20 protein-coding genes, 2 pseudogenes and 1 other annotated feature are annotated in these 17,319 nt (G+C 37.0%); of the genes and pseudogenes, 1 reads left to right on the top strand and 21 read right to left on the bottom strand.

Features of this window, described 5'->3' with window-relative positions:
- Position 1: 1 nt before the first annotated feature.
- The 5 genes from JCM19034_RS05530 to JCM19034_RS05510 all read right to left on the bottom strand — a co-directional run bounded on the left by JCM19034_RS05530 (position 2) and on the right by JCM19034_RS05510 (position 4,078).
- Positions 2-343: a ribosomal-processing cysteine protease Prp gene (locus JCM19034_RS05530; RefSeq protein WP_062047941.1), complete on the bottom strand. Its 342-nt coding sequence runs from the start codon at positions 341-343 to the stop codon at positions 2-4.
- Between the two features lies 1 nt (position 344).
- Positions 345-653 (bottom strand): 50S ribosomal protein L21, encoded by a 309-nt coding sequence (gene rplU, locus JCM19034_RS05525; protein WP_062047939.1) that lies wholly within the window; start codon positions 651-653, stop codon positions 345-347.
- A 13-nt stretch (positions 654-666) separates the two neighbouring features.
- Positions 667-745: a sequence feature (ribosomal protein L21 leader region), on the bottom strand.
- A gap of 54 nt (positions 746-799) precedes the next feature.
- The gene (locus JCM19034_RS05520) at positions 800-2,299 is read right to left on the bottom strand and encodes an Rne/Rng family ribonuclease (RefSeq protein ID WP_062047937.1); all 1,500 of its coding nucleotides are present in this window, start codon (positions 2,297-2,299) and stop codon (positions 800-802) included.
- Positions 2,300-2,433: 134 nt separating this feature from the next.
- Positions 2,434-3,297, bottom strand: a complete 864-nt coding sequence (locus JCM19034_RS05515; protein WP_062047935.1) for a M50 family metallopeptidase — start codon at positions 3,295-3,297, stop codon at positions 2,434-2,436.
- Complete coding sequence (locus JCM19034_RS05510; protein WP_062047933.1) at positions 3,290-4,078, bottom strand: M23 family metallopeptidase; 789 nt, start codon at positions 4,076-4,078, stop codon at positions 3,290-3,292. Before JCM19034_RS05510 ends, JCM19034_RS05515 begins: the two co-directional genes overlap by 8 nt.
- 169 nt (positions 4,079-4,247) lie before the next feature.
- Here JCM19034_RS05510 and JCM19034_RS05505 point away from each other — a divergent pair, with 169 nt between their 5' ends.
- Positions 4,248-5,162, top strand: a complete 915-nt coding sequence (locus tag JCM19034_RS05505) for an aldo/keto reductase (RefSeq protein ID WP_062047932.1) — start codon at positions 4,248-4,250, stop codon at positions 5,160-5,162.
- Positions 5,163-5,229: 67 nt separating this feature from the next.
- Here JCM19034_RS05505 and JCM19034_RS05500 read toward each other — a convergent pair whose 3' ends face one another.
- The 16 genes and pseudogenes from JCM19034_RS05500 to JCM19034_RS05435 all read right to left on the bottom strand — a co-directional run bounded on the left by JCM19034_RS05500 (position 5,230) and on the right by JCM19034_RS05435 (position 17,190).
- A complete protein-coding gene (locus JCM19034_RS05500; RefSeq protein ID WP_062047930.1) occupies positions 5,230-5,766 on the bottom strand; it encodes a molybdenum cofactor biosynthesis protein B in 537 nt (178 codons plus the stop codon).
- Positions 5,767-6,127: 361 nt separating this feature from the next.
- The gene (minD, locus tag JCM19034_RS05495; RefSeq protein ID WP_062047928.1) at positions 6,128-6,922 is read right to left on the bottom strand and encodes a septum site-determining protein MinD; all 795 of its coding nucleotides are present in this window, start codon (positions 6,920-6,922) and stop codon (positions 6,128-6,130) included.
- A 19-nt stretch (positions 6,923-6,941) separates the two neighbouring features.
- The gene (gene minC, locus JCM19034_RS05490) at positions 6,942-7,568 is read right to left on the bottom strand and encodes a septum site-determining protein MinC (protein WP_231686816.1); all 627 of its coding nucleotides are present in this window, start codon (positions 7,566-7,568) and stop codon (positions 6,942-6,944) included.
- 251 nt (positions 7,569-7,819) lie between these two features.
- Complete coding sequence (gene mreD, locus JCM19034_RS05485) at positions 7,820-8,344, bottom strand: rod shape-determining protein MreD (protein WP_062047926.1); 525 nt, start codon at positions 8,342-8,344, stop codon at positions 7,820-7,822.
- Positions 8,344-9,216 (bottom strand): rod shape-determining protein MreC, encoded by an 873-nt coding sequence (gene mreC / locus JCM19034_RS05480; protein ID WP_062047924.1) that lies wholly within the window; start codon positions 9,214-9,216, stop codon positions 8,344-8,346. The genes mreD and mreC overlap by 1 nt, the downstream gene beginning before the upstream one ends.
- 13 nt (positions 9,217-9,229) lie before the next feature.
- Positions 9,230-10,270: a rod shape-determining protein gene (locus JCM19034_RS05475; protein WP_062047922.1), complete on the bottom strand. Its 1,041-nt coding sequence runs from the start codon at positions 10,268-10,270 to the stop codon at positions 9,230-9,232.
- A 184-nt stretch (positions 10,271-10,454) separates the two neighbouring features.
- Positions 10,455-10,661 (bottom strand): annotated as a pseudogene (locus JCM19034_RS05470) (JAB domain-containing protein); the annotation flags it as partial.
- A gap of 155 nt (positions 10,662-10,816) precedes the next feature.
- A pseudogene (locus JCM19034_RS24640) lies at positions 10,817-11,014 on the bottom strand (group II intron reverse transcriptase/maturase); the annotation flags it as partial.
- A gap of 11 nt (positions 11,015-11,025) precedes the next feature.
- Positions 11,026-11,877, bottom strand: coding sequence for a hypothetical protein (locus JCM19034_RS05465; protein ID WP_062047921.1), 852 nt, complete (start codon positions 11,875-11,877; stop codon positions 11,026-11,028).
- Between the two features lie 480 nt (positions 11,878-12,357).
- Positions 12,358-12,942 (bottom strand): DNA repair protein RadC, encoded by a 585-nt coding sequence (gene radC / locus JCM19034_RS05460; RefSeq protein WP_269431660.1) that lies wholly within the window; start codon positions 12,940-12,942, stop codon positions 12,358-12,360.
- A 56-nt stretch (positions 12,943-12,998) separates the two neighbouring features.
- On the bottom strand, positions 12,999-13,568 hold the full coding sequence (locus tag JCM19034_RS05455; protein ID WP_062047919.1) for a nucleoside triphosphate pyrophosphatase: 570 nt from the start codon (positions 13,566-13,568) through the stop codon (positions 12,999-13,001).
- Positions 13,569-13,782: 214 nt separating this feature from the next.
- A complete protein-coding gene (locus JCM19034_RS05450; protein WP_062047917.1) occupies positions 13,783-14,535 on the bottom strand; it encodes a hypothetical protein in 753 nt (250 codons plus the stop codon).
- Positions 14,529-14,801, bottom strand: a complete 273-nt coding sequence (locus tag JCM19034_RS05445; protein ID WP_062047915.1) for a hypothetical protein — start codon at positions 14,799-14,801, stop codon at positions 14,529-14,531. Before JCM19034_RS05445 ends, JCM19034_RS05450 begins: the two co-directional genes overlap by 7 nt.
- Before the next feature lie 136 nt (positions 14,802-14,937).
- Positions 14,938-15,696: an A24 family peptidase gene (locus JCM19034_RS05440; RefSeq protein WP_062047913.1), complete on the bottom strand. Its 759-nt coding sequence runs from the start codon at positions 15,694-15,696 to the stop codon at positions 14,938-14,940.
- Between the two features lie 343 nt (positions 15,697-16,039).
- Positions 16,040-16,171, bottom strand: coding sequence for a hypothetical protein (locus JCM19034_RS23950; RefSeq protein ID WP_269431659.1), 132 nt, complete (start codon positions 16,169-16,171; stop codon positions 16,040-16,042).
- Positions 16,172-16,260: 89 nt separating this feature from the next.
- A complete protein-coding gene (locus tag JCM19034_RS05435; protein WP_231686815.1) occupies positions 16,261-17,190 on the bottom strand; it encodes a folylpolyglutamate synthase/dihydrofolate synthase family protein in 930 nt (309 codons plus the stop codon).
- Positions 17,191-17,319: the final 129 nt, after the last annotated feature.

Below are 17,319 nucleotides of genomic sequence, written 5' to 3'. Positions count from 1 at the left end.
ATCACCTCCCGCTTTTTTCATTTATTTCGATAAATGCACTGTATTCCTCAGCAATTGATTGTAACGAGACTAACATCCCTTCCAAAAGAAGCTGAACCTTCTCAAATGTTGTTTCATCTAAACCAGATGGTATACAACAGCGGAGAAACCCTCCATCTTCTTTCGATTCGACATCCAATTCTACGTTACACAAAGTTACAATTGCATTAAGTGTTCCAATTGAAATAGCTGAAGCTCCAGCACAAACGAGATCTTGACCATAAGGACCTGAGTCGGCATGACCACTCATCGTAAACGATTCAACCTTTTGATCACGATTACGTCTAACATCTACTTTAATCATCTTACGCGTTAATCTTTTCGATGATGACTTTCGTATATGGTTGACGATGTCCTTGCTTACGACGATAGTTCTTCTTCGCCTTCATCTTCCAAACAATGATCTTCTTCTGACGACCGTGCTTTTCAACTTTACCTGTAACAGAAGCACCTTCTACGTATGGGGCACCGACCTTTACATTATCGCCACCTACGAATAAGATGTTATCGAAGCTCACTGTTTCTCCAGCTTCTGCATCTAATTTCTCAATGTAGATTTCTTGGCCTTCTTCAACTTTAACTTGTTTACCACCAGTTTCAATAATTGCGTACATTTTCTGCACCTCCTCATATACTCAGACTCGCCATCCTAGGTAAGGGGAACCCCTTTTTAAAAGAAACCTATTCTGTGCGGTTATAGTTGTTTGGGTGCGACCAAATAACTAACAAGCGAAATTGTACCATAAATTAGAGTCCCTTGTCAATTGGACTTTAATCGCTCCAACTGCTTTCCTGCCTCTTCTAATGCTCCAACATAACGTATTTGTGCTCCCACTACTAACCGTTTATTCGGGTATAATAAAATCCTCATGCCTAGGGCTTCCTCTAACCTTTTCAAATGCTCACCATTTGAACCAGCAAACACTGACAAAATTGCTGATGGAAGTTCTACAACCATTGCTTCGTGATCTGTGTCTTTATGTTCCCATAGAAGTCGTTCAAGCTCAAACGCCTGTGTCTCATCCGCAGGTACCGCCCCTTTTCCTTGACATGTAGGACAAGATTTCATTAATGTATCCTGTAAATTTTGACGTACTTTTTTACGTGTCATTTCAACTAAACCTAATCCTGTAATACCAACAACGTTTGTTTTCGTTCGGTCATTTTTAAGTTCAGCTCTTAGTAATTGCACAAGTAATTCACGATCTTCTTCTCTTCGCATGTCGATAAAATCAATAATAATCATTCCTGCAATATCTCTTAAACGTAGTTGCCTTACTATTTCCTTTGCTGCTTCTTTATTCGTTTTCCATATCGTTTCGTTAAAATTATTTTTGCCAGTAAATTTTCCCGTATTAACATCAATTACGGTTAACGCTTCCGTTTGATCTATCGTAATATAAGCACCGCTTTTTAGCCAAACTTGTCGTCGTAAGGCTTTTTGTAATTCTTTATCGATATGATACTCTGTAAAAATAGGTGTTTGTTTTTTATGAAGCTTAATGCGATTTTGCCACTTGGAGCTCTCAGCAAATATTTCCTTCATTTGTTTATACGTTGTAAAATCATCGACAATAATTTCTTGTAAATCGTCATACATATGATCACGAATGACGCGCTCTGTTAACGTTGCATCCTGATATAAAAGTCGACCAGAAGATTGTTCATACAAACGTTTATTTACTCTATCCCATTTTCTCCGCAGGTCACTTACTTCCTCTTCTAAAACGTCACCAGGACGACCTTCACATGAAGTACGAATAATAAGACCTTCTTGACCTTCTGTGATCTTCTCGCCATATATTCTCCACTTTTCCCGTTCTGTTTCTGATGTAAAGCGTTTTGAAACACCAATATAATCTCCGTACGGCATGTAGATTGCATAATGACCTGGAAACGCGAGAACACCTGTTAATCGTGGACCTTTAGATCCAAATTCTTCTTTCGTTACTTGAACAACTAACTCTTCTCCTTCATGAACAAATTCCGAAACAGACCGTTGCTTCTTTTTTTCCTCTGCTTCATTACTTAGATGAAAGGATAGAAGATTATCACGATATAGGAAACCATGCTTATCACGTCCGATATCAACAAATGCCGCTTGCATTCCAGGTAATACTTTCACAACACGACCTTTGTAAACATTGTTTACAATCCGCTCTTCTTCATTTTGTTCAATCATCATTTCTGTTACACGTCCATTTTCAATAAGAGCAGCACGTTTTTCTCTTGTTACTAAATTAAATACGATTTTTTTCACTAAGAATAAGCCCCTTTTTTCCTTCATACTCTTATTGTACACAATTTCTCATAAAATCTCGATTCTATACACGAAAGCCCGTCTATGAGCATTTTCATAGGACGGCTAGTAAGGTGAGAGCTGATGACGTATTTTCAATGCGATTCGATAAGTGCAGTCAAGGGATCATCAATCAATGTCCGATTTAAATAAGCCTTTCTTATATCTTCCTCAGATACTTGAACCATTTTTCTATGTTTATCGTCATAAAAGTGAAATGTTAATGAATATCCTCTTCTGCAAAGCTTGATCGCTTCTTTTACTAACAACGACCCTGAAACACGAACCGTTAATTGCTTTGTCAATCCATCTTTTTCTTCCTTACCTATAATAAATTTCATAAAGTTGTAATGCCGTCGTTTCCACTCCAAATAATGAATAATTGAAATATAACAAAGAATTAACCACAAATGTAAAGAGCTATAATAGAACGATGCAACAAAAAAAAGCAGTAATAATAATAAACTTGAAACTTTTCTCATTACATTTATTCCTTTAGCAAACGGTAAGTAATACATCAATAGTATTTGAAGTAATCTACCTCCGTCTAAAGGTAGAATAGGTAATAAATTAAAAAGAAGGATCATCAAATTATGCCAAACAAATAACTGATGATCATATGCTGACCAAAACGAAAATTGAATACAATAATATGAGAACATCATGAGCCACAGATGTTGGATCGGGCCAGCTAGGATGACAATCAGTTCTTCATGGAAAGGTTTGTTAGATGTGTCTTCTACCTCTGCAACTCCTCCAAATGGGAGCAATTCAATTTTGTAAATAGTCCATTGAAAATATCGTGCAGCGATAGCATGCCCAAGCTCATGAACAAACACAATAACAAACACCATCATCATTTCTTTAAAATAACCTGTAATTAGTGCAGATGCAATAACAAGCCAGAAGAAAGGGTTTATTTTTACTTTTGTTAAAAGATCGATCATAACATTAGTCAAATGTGAGCACTTCACTAGGATCAATGTAGCCATTCTCATCTTTTAGTGCAAAATAAAATATACCTCTATTCATCCCTTCCGCTGACTGAACCGCCCCAATCTTCGTTCCTGCTTGTATATGGTCATAAAGTTGAACTTCTATTTCGTCAAGCATGCCATAAATCGCTTCCGTTCCATCATAATGTTCAATAACAACCACTTTTTCGATTGTTGGGTCTTCACTTTGACCAATTGAACGAACAACACCACTTTTTACCGATTCAATATACGTATTTTCAGCAGTTTCAATTAAAATACCTTGTCCACTTTCTTTAAAATCTTCACGAATTGTCCCACTTGCAGGTAATGCGTAAATCAATTCCATTTGCTCATTTGGATCACCTTGTGCAATATTAGAATCAAGTGGTAACAACGCTAATGGACGTCCAAATTGATCTTCATACCAGCTTGCAATTGCTGCAAATTGAAATTCATTTTCAAATGTTTGCCGAACAAATTGTTCAATTTGGTCTGATTGTGGAAGTTTTGATTGAAATGCAATACCGACTAATAAAAATAGAAAACTAGCAATTAAACAGCGAAATATAAAAAATTGAGCCGTTCTTGTTGGTGGTTTGTTTTTATCCGATCGTTCAGTCGAAGCAGCTTCGATCTCTTGATTTCCATCTTCATAATACGTATTTGATGGTATAATCGTTCTTTCTCTATGTTTAACGGAATGATCAATTGCTCTTCTTCTTGATTCAAGTTGTCTTCGTAATTTGTTTAGATCCTTAGCCATGCCAATCCCGCCTTTTTTCTTTCATTCTATATTGAAAGATATGCTCGTCTCTCACTCTTTATTACTTTTATAAAAGTTATAGAAAATGGTTAAGAAAAGACCAAACTATTCGCTTTTAGCAGTTTTACTTGGTAATATACATGTAAACAAACAGTATGGAGGGATTTCTGTGAAGAAGCGTAGGCTTGGACAATCTGAGTTATTTGTAAGTGAAATTGGGCTCGGTTGCATGAGTATCGGTACAAATTTATCAGCAGCGAGAAGAACGATTGATGAAGCGTTAGCTTTAGGAGTGAATTACCTCGATACAGCCGACCTCTATGATCAAGGTATAAATGAAGAAATCATTGGATCCGTTTTGAAAGGGAAAAGACAAGAGGTCATCCTAGCAACAAAAGTGGGAAACCGTTTTGAAAAGGGGAAAGAAGGATGGACATGGGATCCTTCAAAGGTTCATATAAAAGAAGCGATTAAAGATAGCCTCAAGCGTCTGCAAACAGATTATATTGATTTATACCAATTACACGGCGGAACGATTGATGACCCAATTGATGAAACAATTGAAGCGTTTGAAGAATTAAAAAAAGAGGGACTTATTCGAGAATATGGTATCTCGTCAATCCGACCAAACGTTATTAAAGAATATGTAAAACGCTCCTCCATTGTAAGCGTAATGATGCAGTATAGTTTACTTGATCGTCGACCTGAAGAGTGGTTCCCATTATTAGAAGACCATCAAATAAGTGTCGTTGTACGTGGAGCTGTTGCAAAAGGGATTCTGACTAATCGTTCGTTTTCTACACTGAGTGCAAGTATTCAAGGAAATGGCTATCTTTCATATACAGTAGACGAATTGAAGCAATTACGTGAGCAACTCGCTCAATATGAATCCTATTCTCTTAACGAGCTCGCTCTGTCTTATGTTCTCTCCTCAAAAGTTGTTGCTTCTGTCGTTGCAGGAGCAAGTAAGGTCGAACAGGTAAGAGAGAATGTAAAAGCTAGTCAAATAGAACGTCTATCAACAGATGCTTTAAATGAACTAAAACAAATAACAAAAGAAGATACATACCTGCAACATCGCTAGATAGATTTTCGCACGTAAAACGAAAGCGACTTACGAAAGCACTAGCTCTCATAAGTCGCTTCTTCAATTAAAAAGATGTATTCGAAACTTTAACCTGATCAAGTAAAATTTCACGTACAACTTGACTAATTTCAGGAAGAATAATCCGTTCCATAGCCATCTTCACTGCTCCTGTTGCACCTGGCATTGAAAAAATTGCCTTTCCGTCTCTAACTCCTGCAACGGCTCTGCTTAGGATCGCTGCTGTTCCCACTTCTTCAGTAAAGCTTAAATGGCGGAACAGTTCACCAAAACCTGGCATTTCTTTATCTAAACTATCCCGTACCGCTTCATGAGTCGTATCATTTAAGCCAATTCCGGTACCTCCAGTAATTAGAACAGCATCAACATCAGCACGAATAGCGGCAACTTTAATCCAATGTTGAATATGACTATATTCGTATCCAACCTGTTGATATTCCGTCACTGAATGACCTTCTTTTTCTAACAATGATCGTATAAGCTGACCATTGTTATCATCTTCATAAGTTGTTGCCTCAGAAACAGTTAAGATCATACAGCGTATTGACTTTGTTGATTCATTTACATGCCCATCAAGAGTCATAAATGAATGTTCCTCCCTCTCTTTTCTTCTAAAAATAATCATACCATACGCTTCCAATAATTTGGTTACTATAAATGAGATAGTGCATTATATGATCAGAAAGTGAAGAATCAAAAGTCATAGTCAGCTCAGATAAAGTGACGCATATTCACGAACCATTTTCTCGAAAAATGCACTTAAATGGATTGATTTCATATTAAATAATGGCAAAAATATACTTTCATTTATCCCCTATCCAGTGAACTTGAATAAGTAATAAAAATGAGCCCATATGTGGATGTAACGAGCGGGCATCGCCGCTTCACCATCAAATTATTTTAATTCATTCGCTTTACCCTATCCAATCAGGCTAATCTAAGATTTACCTAACACTAAAAAATTGCTTAATCTTCGCCATAACACCCTTTGAATCTTCTATCGACATTAGAGGAACCGTCTCACCAAGAATTCTGCGAGCAATATTTCGATATGCAATGGAAGCTTTACTTGAAGACTGTAAAGCAATCGGTTCCCCTTTATTCGAACACTTAATAACATTTTCATCATCTACAATTATACCTATTAGATCTATTGATAATATAGAAGCAATCTCATCGACATCTAACATTTCACCGTTTTTCATCATATGAGAACGAATCCGATTGACAATTAAACGTGGAGGTTCAATATCCTCCTTTTCTAATAATCCGATTATCCGATCAGCATCACGAACAGCAGACAATTCTGGTGTCGTTACAACAATCGCTCGATCAGCACCTGAAACGGCGTTGCGGAACCCTTGTTCAATACCAGCTGGACAATCGATAATAACATAATCATTTTCCTGCTTAAGTTCATTAATTAAATTCTTCAACTGATCAGGTTCTATATCTGTTTTATCCTTTGTCTGAGCAGCCGGTAATAAATATAAGCTGTCAAAACGTTTATCCTTAATAAGAGCCTGCTTTAGCTTACAACGACCTTCTATAACGTCAACGAGATCATAAATAATACGGTTTTCTAATCCCATAATGACATCTAAATTTCTTAAGCCGATATCTGTATCAACTAAACAAACCTTTTTACCTGATAGTGCAAGAGCAGTCCCTAAATTTGCTGAGGTGGTTGTTTTACCAACACCACCTTTACCACTTGTAATAACGATCGCCTCTCCCACGTTCATAACCCCTTTCTGTCTATTCCATTACCTGATCTAAAGATTTACTTAGATGCCGGTGTGTATGAACAAGTTGCTGAACTCTAGCTATTTTTAATGATTGAGATTCATGATCAATATATGCAGATGTCATAATTGCTTCATCTGGCGATGGATCAAATATTTTCACTTTATCTGCTATCCTTAACTGAGAAGGATCTAACACTGATGCTGAAATAACAGCTGAATGATCCCCTTTTATGCCAGCATGAGCAATCCCTCGTAATGCACCCATTATGTATATACTGCCAGATGCTTGCAATTTTCCACCTGGATTGACATCACCAATTAATATAATATCACCATCAACTTCAATTACTTGCCCTGAACGGACGATACTTGTAAGTGTGACCGTTTGATTTTTCCGCTGAATCTTCTTAGCCTCTTCCAGTGAAATAACGTTTGAATGAAACACTTCTATAGCGAGATTACGGCCATCAGTAATAATCGCTTCTATTTCTTCTTTTTGCTCTTCTTTTAAATAACGATATCCACTTTCAACCTTTACAAGTAAATTGGGACCATCTGATAGTTGATAATGCTTAGAAGTAAGCTTTTCCTTTAATTCATTTATTAATAGCTCATAGGAACAACGATCATCTAACAAAAAGACCAACCTTCTTTTGTCCCTTTAATCGTAACATGTTGTTTGTTCGGAACCATCACCGTGTTCACCTCTGTCTCCCTTACCTTTTGTGTTCCTATTTTGATATTGTGTTTATAAAATGCGTATTGTGTTAATTTACATTCAATGAAGGTGAAGGGCCCGCTTTAAACACAATACGTCTAACGTACATCGTACATTTATACATTCAACATTAAAAAAGAGAATCCCTTTTTCTTTTAAGAAAAAAGGTTTTATCTTGTTCTCAATCTCTCTTGACTCTGAACATAATCCATTAACTTTAGAAATGGATAATAGCATAAAATGGCAAAAGTAAGATTAAAAACAACACTTGTCAATAAACGTTCTTGTAAAAATACATTATGCAATGTATCGTTAAGTCCAATTAACATATACAGCCCGAATTGATAGTATTCAAAAAAGGATATTGCAATAACTATGATCGCCAACTGTAATAAAAAGCGGTCCTGAACTTGTTTATATGGAAAAACGAAGAAATAGCCAATTAAGGCAAAGCCGAAAGTATAAACACCTAAAAGCTGTGTATAAACAACATCGTACATTAAACCAATGATGAGTCCATATACTAAACTTACTGATCGGGCAATATGGATACCGATTAATATGATAAATACAATCATAAATCGTGGAACAAAGACATATGACCACTCATGATGATGCGGAACAAACAGCTGTACTAAAGTTCCTTCTATCACAAAGAAGAGGAATACAACGATAGGAATATAAGTTCGACTCACTACCTTTCCTCCTCTAACAGCCCAGGATCAAGCGATGTACTTGCTCGTTCTATTACAAACACATAATCCAATGAATAAAAGTCTGCTGTCGGTTTAATATAAGCATTTTGCGTCAGTCCATATTCATCCGGTTCAACACTAACAACTTCACCTATTAAAATCCCACTTGGGTATACTCCGCCCATCCCTGTCGTCGTTACAATTTCCTCTTCTTCGATTTCTGCTTCAAGGTCAATCATCCGCATAATTAACAAACCTTTGTCTTCATCATACCCTTCAATAAAGCCATTAATCGTTTGATCTGAAGAAATCATTGCTGATACCCGGTTTGTCCGATCATTGTCACTCAATAACTGAATCCTTGCTGAGAATTCACTCACTTGTTGAATTTTACCGATTAATCCACCTTTTGAATCAATAACGCCCATATTAGGCTGAATTCCGTGTTCCGTACCTTTATTAATACCAATATATTCTGTCCAGCGATCAGGATTTCGATGAATGACGACAGCCGAACGAAGTAAATAATCGTTTAAGCTTTCTTCGAGATCAAGCATATTTTTCAAAGTCTCATTTTCATTACGTAACGTGTTGCGTTCAATTGAAATTTGTGCGTACTCATCTAATCTAGCTTTTAATAATTGATTCTCGTCATAGACTTGCTTAATATCCTGAATATTTTCAAAGAAACCCGCAATTGAATATGCGGGTTTCATGAAGACTGTCTGCACCCAAGCAACAGAGTCTCTTATCACTTGTTCTGGGCCAGATACGGTTTCTCGATCACGCATTGTATAACCGATCAGGCCAACTAAAATAATTATACCGACAAGGAGAACAATGAGCTTTTTATTTGAGAAGAAAGATGACATCACCGACACCTACTTACAATTTTCGATCTGATCGTGATGTAATACCATTTTTAGAGCGGAATAAATGGAGATTTTCCAATGCTCTACCAGTTCCAATTGCGACACAGTCTAATGGATTCTCCGCAACAACGACAGGCATACTTGTTTCATCACTTAAAGCACGATCAAGGTTACGCAATAACGCTCCCCCACCAGTTAAGACAATTCCACGATCCATTATATCGGCAGCAAGCTCAGGTGGCGATTGCTCTAATGTATTTTTAACGGCTTCAATGATTATTGATACCGTATCAGACAGTGCTCCTGATATTTCTTCTGCCGTAACCGTAATCGTTTTAGGCAAACCTGTTAATAAGTCACGTCCACGAATATCCATATCATCAACACCATCTGGATCTCCTGCAGACCCAATTTCTACTTTCAATGATTCAGACGTACGCTCCCCAATCATTAAATTATATTTTTTCTTAACGTATTGAATAATTGCATCGTCCATTTCATCACCAGCAACTCGAATCGATTGACTTGTTACAATCCCACCTAATGAGATAATCGCAACTTCTGTCGTACCGCCACCAATATCAACAACCATACTACCCGTCGGTTCCCAAACTGGAAGATCTGCACCAATCGCTGCTGCAAATGGCTCTTCTAACGTGTATGCTTCTTTCGCTCCTGCTTGTTTCGTCGCATCTTCAACTGCACGCTTCTCAACCGCAGTTATACCTGATGGAACACATACCATGACTGACGGCTTGCGTGTAAATAAAGAACGATTTTTTAATGCTTGACGAATAAAGTATTTTAACATTGTTGCTGTAGTATCAAAATCAGCAATAACCCCATCCTTCATAGGTCGTACTGCAACAATATTCCCTGGCGTACGCCCAATCATGTTTTTCGCATCATTACCTACTGCTTCAATTGAACCTGTGTCAGTTCGTAAAGCGACAACTGACGGTTCACGTACAACAATCCCTTTCCCTTTTGCATATACAAGTGTGTTAGCTGTACCTAAATCTATACCTATATCTTTTGAAAAACCACCAAACATCTATGTATCTCCCTTCAATTATATCCGAAATCGTACGATTCATTATATCGAAATTCGCGAAAAAAAATAGCTTCCGTTCCCCGAATTCTAAAAAAAAGTCATAAGCAGTTAACTTACCATTCTCTATGTTACCACTCTTACCTCTCCTACGCTATCCTCAAAACGGACGATCTTTTTGAATTTTTTAGACGTAACCTTTCTCCTTAAGACTAACAAAACGATGATCACCTATAATAATGTGATCAAGTAAATCAATACCTAGTACTTTCCCTGATTCAGTAAGTCTTTTTGTTACTTCAATATCTTCACGGCTTGGCGTTGGATCGTAGGGTCGATCATGTGCGCCTTTTAAAAATTCACAGGTTTCACATATCTCCCTCAGAACCGTACGTACCTCTTTCAAAGTATACGGCTCGCCGATTGACCTTTATAAACACTTCATTCCTTAAAATCACTGTACTTCAACAAACGATACATAACTTCCTTATCATCTTGTCCGTTATCTAATAACGTTAAGCAGCCTTGCCTATACTTTCTCATGCTTTTAGCCACTTTACGAACCGTCGTTTTCCGTTTATAAGCGATTGTCTTTAAAAAGCTTCCCTCAGCATAAAAGAACAGTAATGTAAGCTGTGAATGATTAGAAGCTAGCCTGTATAAACGAACAAAGCGATCAAGTTCATTATTATAGATATTCAGAATATCAATTTCCGATTTGTTTGATAAGTGAGGTCGATGATAAATTTTCCTATTTTCTATATTCCATATCCTTTAAGTTGAATAAACCGTTTCATTTCATAATATGGGATCAAATACTTCATAAAATACAGCCTTGTTTTAGGATGCCTCTTAGCTAACATATCATACTGGTGAAAGCGAGAAGAATCTGTTACATGACGGATTTGTAAGCTTATTTGAACAATCTCTTCACTTTTAATGCTTTTAAGAATATGTTTTGCCACTAATTTTCTTCCGACCACCCCGATTCGAAAGTGTGAATGACAACGAACATAGTAAATGTGATTCGATTGTTGCTGTAAAGGAACAATCAATTGATCTAATTGTTGTAAATAGCAGTTTATACATATGCTCAATAAAGGAGTTTTATCCGAAAAATACTGTTTCTCCCACTCAAAAACCACTGAGAGCAAAGCTAAAAAACGGCGATCGTCAATTTTCTTCGCTAAAAACTCTAATAGTAGCGGCTGCTCATTTCCTTCTTGAATTGTCCCTTCAATATACCATGTAACAGCTGGAAAGACTCGTCTTAGGTGAAATAATGCTTCGTGAACATCATCATAGACAGCACAATTGCGATATCTCCTATCATAAGGGGGATAGATCGTCAACAACACTATCTTTATAACATTCATTAATGCCTTGAGCCGGCGTAATGAAGACGTAATGGTCAAGAAGTCTCCCTTTCTTAATGCACAGCATAATAGCTCTATTTCAATATGATTCAACCTAGTTTTATTTTGTTGATTATAAAGTACATGCTCCCATAATAAATGATTATAAAGAAGCCGGTAACAATCAGTGATTTTACGGTTTTGTAACGAAGCATTTTTTATCACGTCTAGTTGTTGCAATGGATTTCGTGCCATCTTCATGACTCCTTCCCATTTAGACGATCGTTCAATCTTTCTCCCTTCCCCATGACTTACTCATTACAAGCAGACGTTGAGTACTACGGAGAATCCGTTACCCTATGCAAACATTGCACTTAGGCAATCCCTGAATTATATCATTTATTAGATACGTAATGGTTAGGTATCCCGTTTGACGTTTTTCTCAACTTGAGAACTGCAAGGTAGTCTTTGCTATAACGTATGTTCAGGTGATACATAGTATCCTACCTACATTGCCTATTAACGACCGTAGACAATGGTGCACCCTACACACATCCATCTAGGATTCAAGCAGTTTAGCCTTTACCATACATTACTTGGTCTGAAGAACGGACTCGACTAGATCGTTTCGTCGTCTCTTCTCCTTTTCCCATCATGCTATTGTCCCTTACTCCGTTTCCTCATAAGGTAAGAGGGTGACCATAGAATCATGCAAAGAATTCTAAATCAAGATTGCTAATAAACCATACCGTACAGGCGCACACCTGATGGGTGATTATGCAAGCAAATGATCGAAGCTGCTGATCGCTTCAACGCTTCTTTGAACACCTCTCTAGGGTGTACAATGCTTGCATTTAAACTGCCAATAAAAACCGTCTTACGAAGAATAACTTGGTTCTTAGTGTTTAGATAGAGGCAATCGAAATGTTCCTGCTGCAAAAAGCGCATATCCTCCATCACATAATTAGCGACATCCTCAGGAGAACGAATGACATACCGTTCTCCTGTTTTTATACAATGAATCCGTCTGCCAAGTTCAATTGCTGCAGCAAGTTCTATCGCTTTCGCTTCACCAATTCCGTTAATTAGACATAACTCTTCAATAGCCGCTTCCTTTAAATGGACGAGACCATCGAAGGCAGCAAGTACACGCTGAGCAAGTTGAAGAACAGATTCGTTTTTTGTACCATTACGTAATAATATCGCAATGATCTCTTGGTTTGATAGGGAACAAGGACCTAACTTTAACATACGTTCACGTGGTCGTTCAGAATGGGGTACATCCTTTATAAGTAACGTAGTAGCATTTACTCGGTTCAAATCCGAAGCACTCCTCTCAAATGTCGGATCGACCGTGTGAGGAAGCAAATATTTTTTTAGAGAGGATCAATCGCAAATGCTCGTAATGCACGTACTGTTTTTGCTAGCGGCAATCCCATTACTGTATAATAATCACCTTCCATTCTTTGCACAAAATAAGCACCAAGCCCTTGGATGCCATAAGCACCAGCTTTATCAAATGGCTCTCCACTTTTTACATACCAATTGATTTCTTCTGACGTTAGCGAATAAAACGTTACATCCGTATAATCGAAAAATCGAACCGTCTTCTGCTCAGAATAAATTGTTACACCGGTATACACTTGGTGAGACCGACCTGATAATTGTTCAAGCATACGTTTTGCGTCATATTCATCAACTGGCTTACCAAGGACCTGGCCACGATCGTAAACAATCGTATCGGCTCCTAATACAATTTCTTTTTGATCCTGTCTCCAAACGTCTTCTGCCTTTTGCTCGGCTAATGCCATCACAAGTTCATGTGGCGGCAAAGCATCATCGACTTTTTCTTCTTTTTCACTAGCTTTCACAATAAAAGAAAGATTCATCTGTTCTAGGAGTTCTTGTCGCCTCGGGGAACGTGAGGCTAAAATGAATGGCTTCATGAAGGGTCACCTCGACAATAAGTTTTATACTATTGTACAAGGTATTATTAAGAATACCAAATTGACTGATAATTAACAATGGGGGAAACGAAAGTATTAATAATTTCATAAAATGAATATATTGCCTTTCCTATTCCATAAATAAGCTAAAGAGAGGTATCACAAAGTAGTACTTTGAAATACCTCTATGATCATTTTACTAACCTTACTGCACCTAGTTAAGCATATGGATAAATTCCTCATAGGTAATCATAGTGTCTAATAATATTTGTTGACCATTCCACAAATTCTCTTCATTACCATCCGAAGCATAAGCTTTCAATTCATCCTTCGCTTGCATTAATTGATCGCCCATTGTTAATGCAATTGGTTGAACATCCTCCTCTAAAGGGGCGAACGCCTGATTACGTTTATCTTGTAAAGAATCAAAAGCATTCTCAATCTGATCTATTCGCTCACTCGTAATCATCGTCCCTCCGTTTAAACCGTCTATAGAGAGCTGTACCATATCATAGTACAGACTAATCGCATTTGTAAACCATTCGTATAATTCTGGTGCTTGTCCGCTCACATTCTGTCCCTCAACACCATACGATTTTAAATACGTATCTTGGCCGTAGCCTTCATAAATCTCATTTATTTTCGCTGCTTGAGCACGATCACCTGCTACACCAATGAACATATAAATAGGTTCAGTTTCACTTGTCAATGTTGCAGCAAAGCCTTGATCCATAATTGCATCACGACTTTTCTCAGCTTGTTCCAAATCAGTAAATGCAGCCCCTTGCACAATTTCTAAAGATAGATTAGGCATTCCTTCTTTATCTTCAGTAAAGCTTGGAATTGCTCCTGTTGTTTGTTCCGCTTCATAAGAAACATCACCATTTTGCCCGGTAAACATATTTAAAATGACTAAACCTAGACTAACCCCCACTATAATCGCTGAGCCTAATGCTGCAACTAACATATACGGAAACGTTTTACCTTGTGAATATGGTTTCTTTTTTCGTTTAAATGGTATTTTTGGTCCCGTTTCACGATTGCCATCATCCAGAATGGCTGCTCACTCTGCTTTCTCACTTCCTGCTTCTCACCAAAATCAATCACATTATCTTGGGGTGGTATAAAGGGATGTTTAGTATCTTTTCTTTCATCTGTCACAATGGTTTTTTCTTGCACATTATGCTCTTTACCATTTAAACGTACGGAAATCGACTGTTTCTTTTGCTCCATTTTATTTGCACCCCTTTCTATCATGTCTAATTGCTATACTGTATTCTATTAATAAATTGTATATGATAGAACTATGAATTGAGAAGATATTATCTAAATATTATAACGTTTAAAAATATAAAACGAAGTTCAATTCTTATTTTAAAAGACTTATATATAATTGTATTAAAAAGGAGCCAAAAAAATAAGTAACCATAGTACCTATCGCAATATAAGGGCCGAATGATATTGGCTGTCCTTTACTAACCTTACCAAGCATCATTCCAACTCCACCGATGAGTGCACCAAAAAAACAAGACAACATAAAGGCTAGCAGAACACCATTTAACCCAAGAACAATCCCTAGCACTGCAAACAGCTTCACATCACCTCCACCCATACGTCCATGGCTGATCGTTTTAATTAACCACAACATTATAAATCCTACTAACATCCCTGCTAATGATTCAAACGCATTGGAAGCAGGTGCAATTGTATAACGCAATAACAGAAAGACAGGACAGAAAAAAAGTAGAATTCGATCAGGAATAATCATATAGCGAATGTCACTAACGGTGATAATCATCAGAAGGGAAATAAGTAGTAGAGCAACGAGGAGTTCGGCTGTTAAACCTAAATGGAAATAAGCTACTAAAAACAATAAACCTGTTAAAAGTTCAACTAGAGGATAAATCGCCGAGATTTTTTTCTTACAACTTTGACAACACCCTTTAAGAAGGATAAAAGAGACCAGTGGGATTAGCTCAATTGTTGTTAAAGATCGCTTACAGTTAAAACATTGCGATCTTGGCCAGACGATTGATTTTCCAATTGGAATACGTAAACCTATAACATTATAAAATGAACCTAAAATAAGTCCTAGTGCCAATACGAATATTACTATCAAATGATCCATTATAAAATACCTCAATCTAATAGTTTTACTGTCGAATGTTTTTTGGGAACGATAATGTTTTTAATGGGGATTCTTTTATAGAAGGATGGGGGATACATGACAAATAGAGTATAAACTAACTTTTCAATTGATTTTACTATATTATAATCAAAAATTGGAAAAATCTGAAGTGGCAAACTAAAAAAACTTAGAGGAAACCTCTAAGTTCTAACATTTAGCCACTTCCTGACGTTCGAAATAAAGTACAACGAACCGCAAACAATTAACATATTTTGATCATCTAGTTTTTTGCTCGATTCTAACAATGCATTCTTCCAATCTTCGTTCACCTGTGACGTTGCCTTTAATAGGCTGAGTTCTTATATAAGTCGTTTGCTTTGGCAGCACGATAAAATGGAAATGTTGTAAATGTAACTGAGCAATCGTGACGATCTAATGGTTGAATAACTGTACGCACATCTTTTTCCTTTGTCATCGCGACCACAAAATGATACCTTTTATTTGGATAATGCTGATTTAAAGTAGCGGCAAGTGCTTGAATACCTTCAACATTGTGAGCTCCATCTAATACGATAAGAGGTTATTTTGAATAACTTCAAATCTCCCGATCCACGAAGTACGCTTCATCCCTTCTTTTATCTTATGTATATCTAATGGAAACCCTCTATTTTGTAATAACTCAATGGTCTTTATTGCAACTGCTGAATTATCACGTTGGTGTGGACCTCTTAAGTGAATACTAACGTCATATATCTTATCTCCGCTATAATGAAGCTGTTGAACATCTGCGGTGCTATGAATAAAATCTACTGTGAAATCTTCGCCGAGCTGATAATAACTTGCACCTTTCTCTTTTACAACTTGTTCAATAACCTTTTTTGCCTCTAATTGTTTAACGCCGGAAACGACGATTCCACCTTGTTTTATAATTCCCGCTTTCTCGAAAGTGATTTTCTCCAATGTGTCCCCAAGTATATTCATATGATCATATCCAATTGATGTAATGATTGAAACGAGTGGTGTAACAACATTAGTCGAATCAAGCCGTCCACCTAGTCCAACTTCTAATAAAACGAGATCTGGATTCGCTTTTTCAGCAAAGTATACAAACGCCATTAATGTAATAACTTCAAATTCTGTAGGCTGATCTCCCGTTTCTCTTATAAGCTCATCAACACATTTCCGTACTTTATTTGCACAGTAAACGAGATCTCCCTCAGAAATTGGTTGACCATTTAAGGAGATTCTTTCTTCAAATCGCTCTATATATGGTGAAGTGAAAGTACCTACCTTATATCCACCTTGTTCATATACATGACTTAATAAACTTACCGTTGAACCTTTGCCATTCGTTCCAGCTACATGGATCACTTTTAACTTTTGTTCTGGATGACCGAGCTTTTCTAATAGAATTTCCATTCTCGTAAGTCCTGGTCTAACGCCAAATTGCAATAGACCATGAATCCATTCAATTGCTTCTTCACCACTTTTCATGATGTCATCCCCTTAACTCTAACTCTGTATTTATTTCTTTATTTTAAACTTTGTCAAGCTGAATGATTCTCGAAAACTGTGTTCATTAAAAAGGAGATTTCATAACTCATTTGTTATGAAATCACCTTC

The organism is Bacillus sp. JCM 19034 (genome assembly GCF_001310635.1).
Classification (GTDB): domain Bacteria; phylum Bacillota; class Bacilli; order Bacillales; family Bacillaceae_D; genus Halalkalibacter.
The sequence above is the reverse complement of the archived record's forward strand: the minus strand, read 5'-3'. Positions and strand labels throughout refer to the sequence as shown.

Bases quoted from the DNA above. Each gene is read 5' to 3' on its own strand.
- JCM19034_RS05530 (WP_062047941.1), bottom strand. From the start codon at position 343: ATGATTAAAGTAGATGTTAGACGTAATCGTGATCAAAAGGTTGAATCG.
- rplU (WP_062047939.1), bottom strand. From the start codon at position 653: ATGTACGCAATTATTGAAACTGGTGGTAAACAAGTTAAAGTTGAAGAA.
- JCM19034_RS05510 (WP_062047933.1), bottom strand. From the start codon at position 4,078: ATGGCTAAGGATCTAAACAAATTACGAAGACAACTTGAATCAAGAAGA.
- JCM19034_RS05500 (WP_062047930.1), bottom strand. From the start codon at position 5,766: ATGACTCTTGATGGGCATGTAAATGAATCAACAAAGTCAATACGCTGT.
- mreC (WP_062047924.1), bottom strand. From the start codon at position 9,216: ATGTCATCTTTCTTCTCAAATAAAAAGCTCATTGTTCTCCTTGTCGGT.
- JCM19034_RS05475 (WP_062047922.1), bottom strand. From the start codon at position 10,270: ATGTTTGGTGGTTTTTCAAAAGATATAGGTATAGATTTAGGTACAGCT.
- JCM19034_RS05465 (WP_062047921.1), bottom strand. From the start codon at position 11,877: ATGGCACGAAATCCATTGCAACAACTAGACGTGATAAAAAATGCTTCG.
- JCM19034_RS05455 (WP_062047919.1), bottom strand. From the start codon at position 13,568: ATGAAGCCATTCATTTTAGCCTCACGTTCCCCGAGGCGACAAGAACTC.
- JCM19034_RS05450 (WP_062047917.1), bottom strand. From the start codon at position 14,535: ATGTTAGTTGCAGCATTAGGCTCAGCGATTATAGTGGGGGTTAGTCTA.
- JCM19034_RS05445 (WP_062047915.1), bottom strand. From the start codon at position 14,801: ATGGAGCAAAAGAAACAGTCGATTTCCGTACGTTTAAATGGTAAAGAG.
- JCM19034_RS05440 (WP_062047913.1), bottom strand. From the start codon at position 15,696: ATGGATCATTTGATAGTAATATTCGTATTGGCACTAGGACTTATTTTA.
- JCM19034_RS23950 (WP_269431659.1), bottom strand. From the start codon at position 16,171: ATGACAAAGGAAAAAGATGTGCGTACAGTTATTCAACCATTAGATCGT.
- JCM19034_RS05435 (WP_231686815.1), bottom strand. From the start codon at position 17,190: ATGAAAAGTGGTGAAGAAGCAATTGAATGGATTCATGGTCTATTGCAA.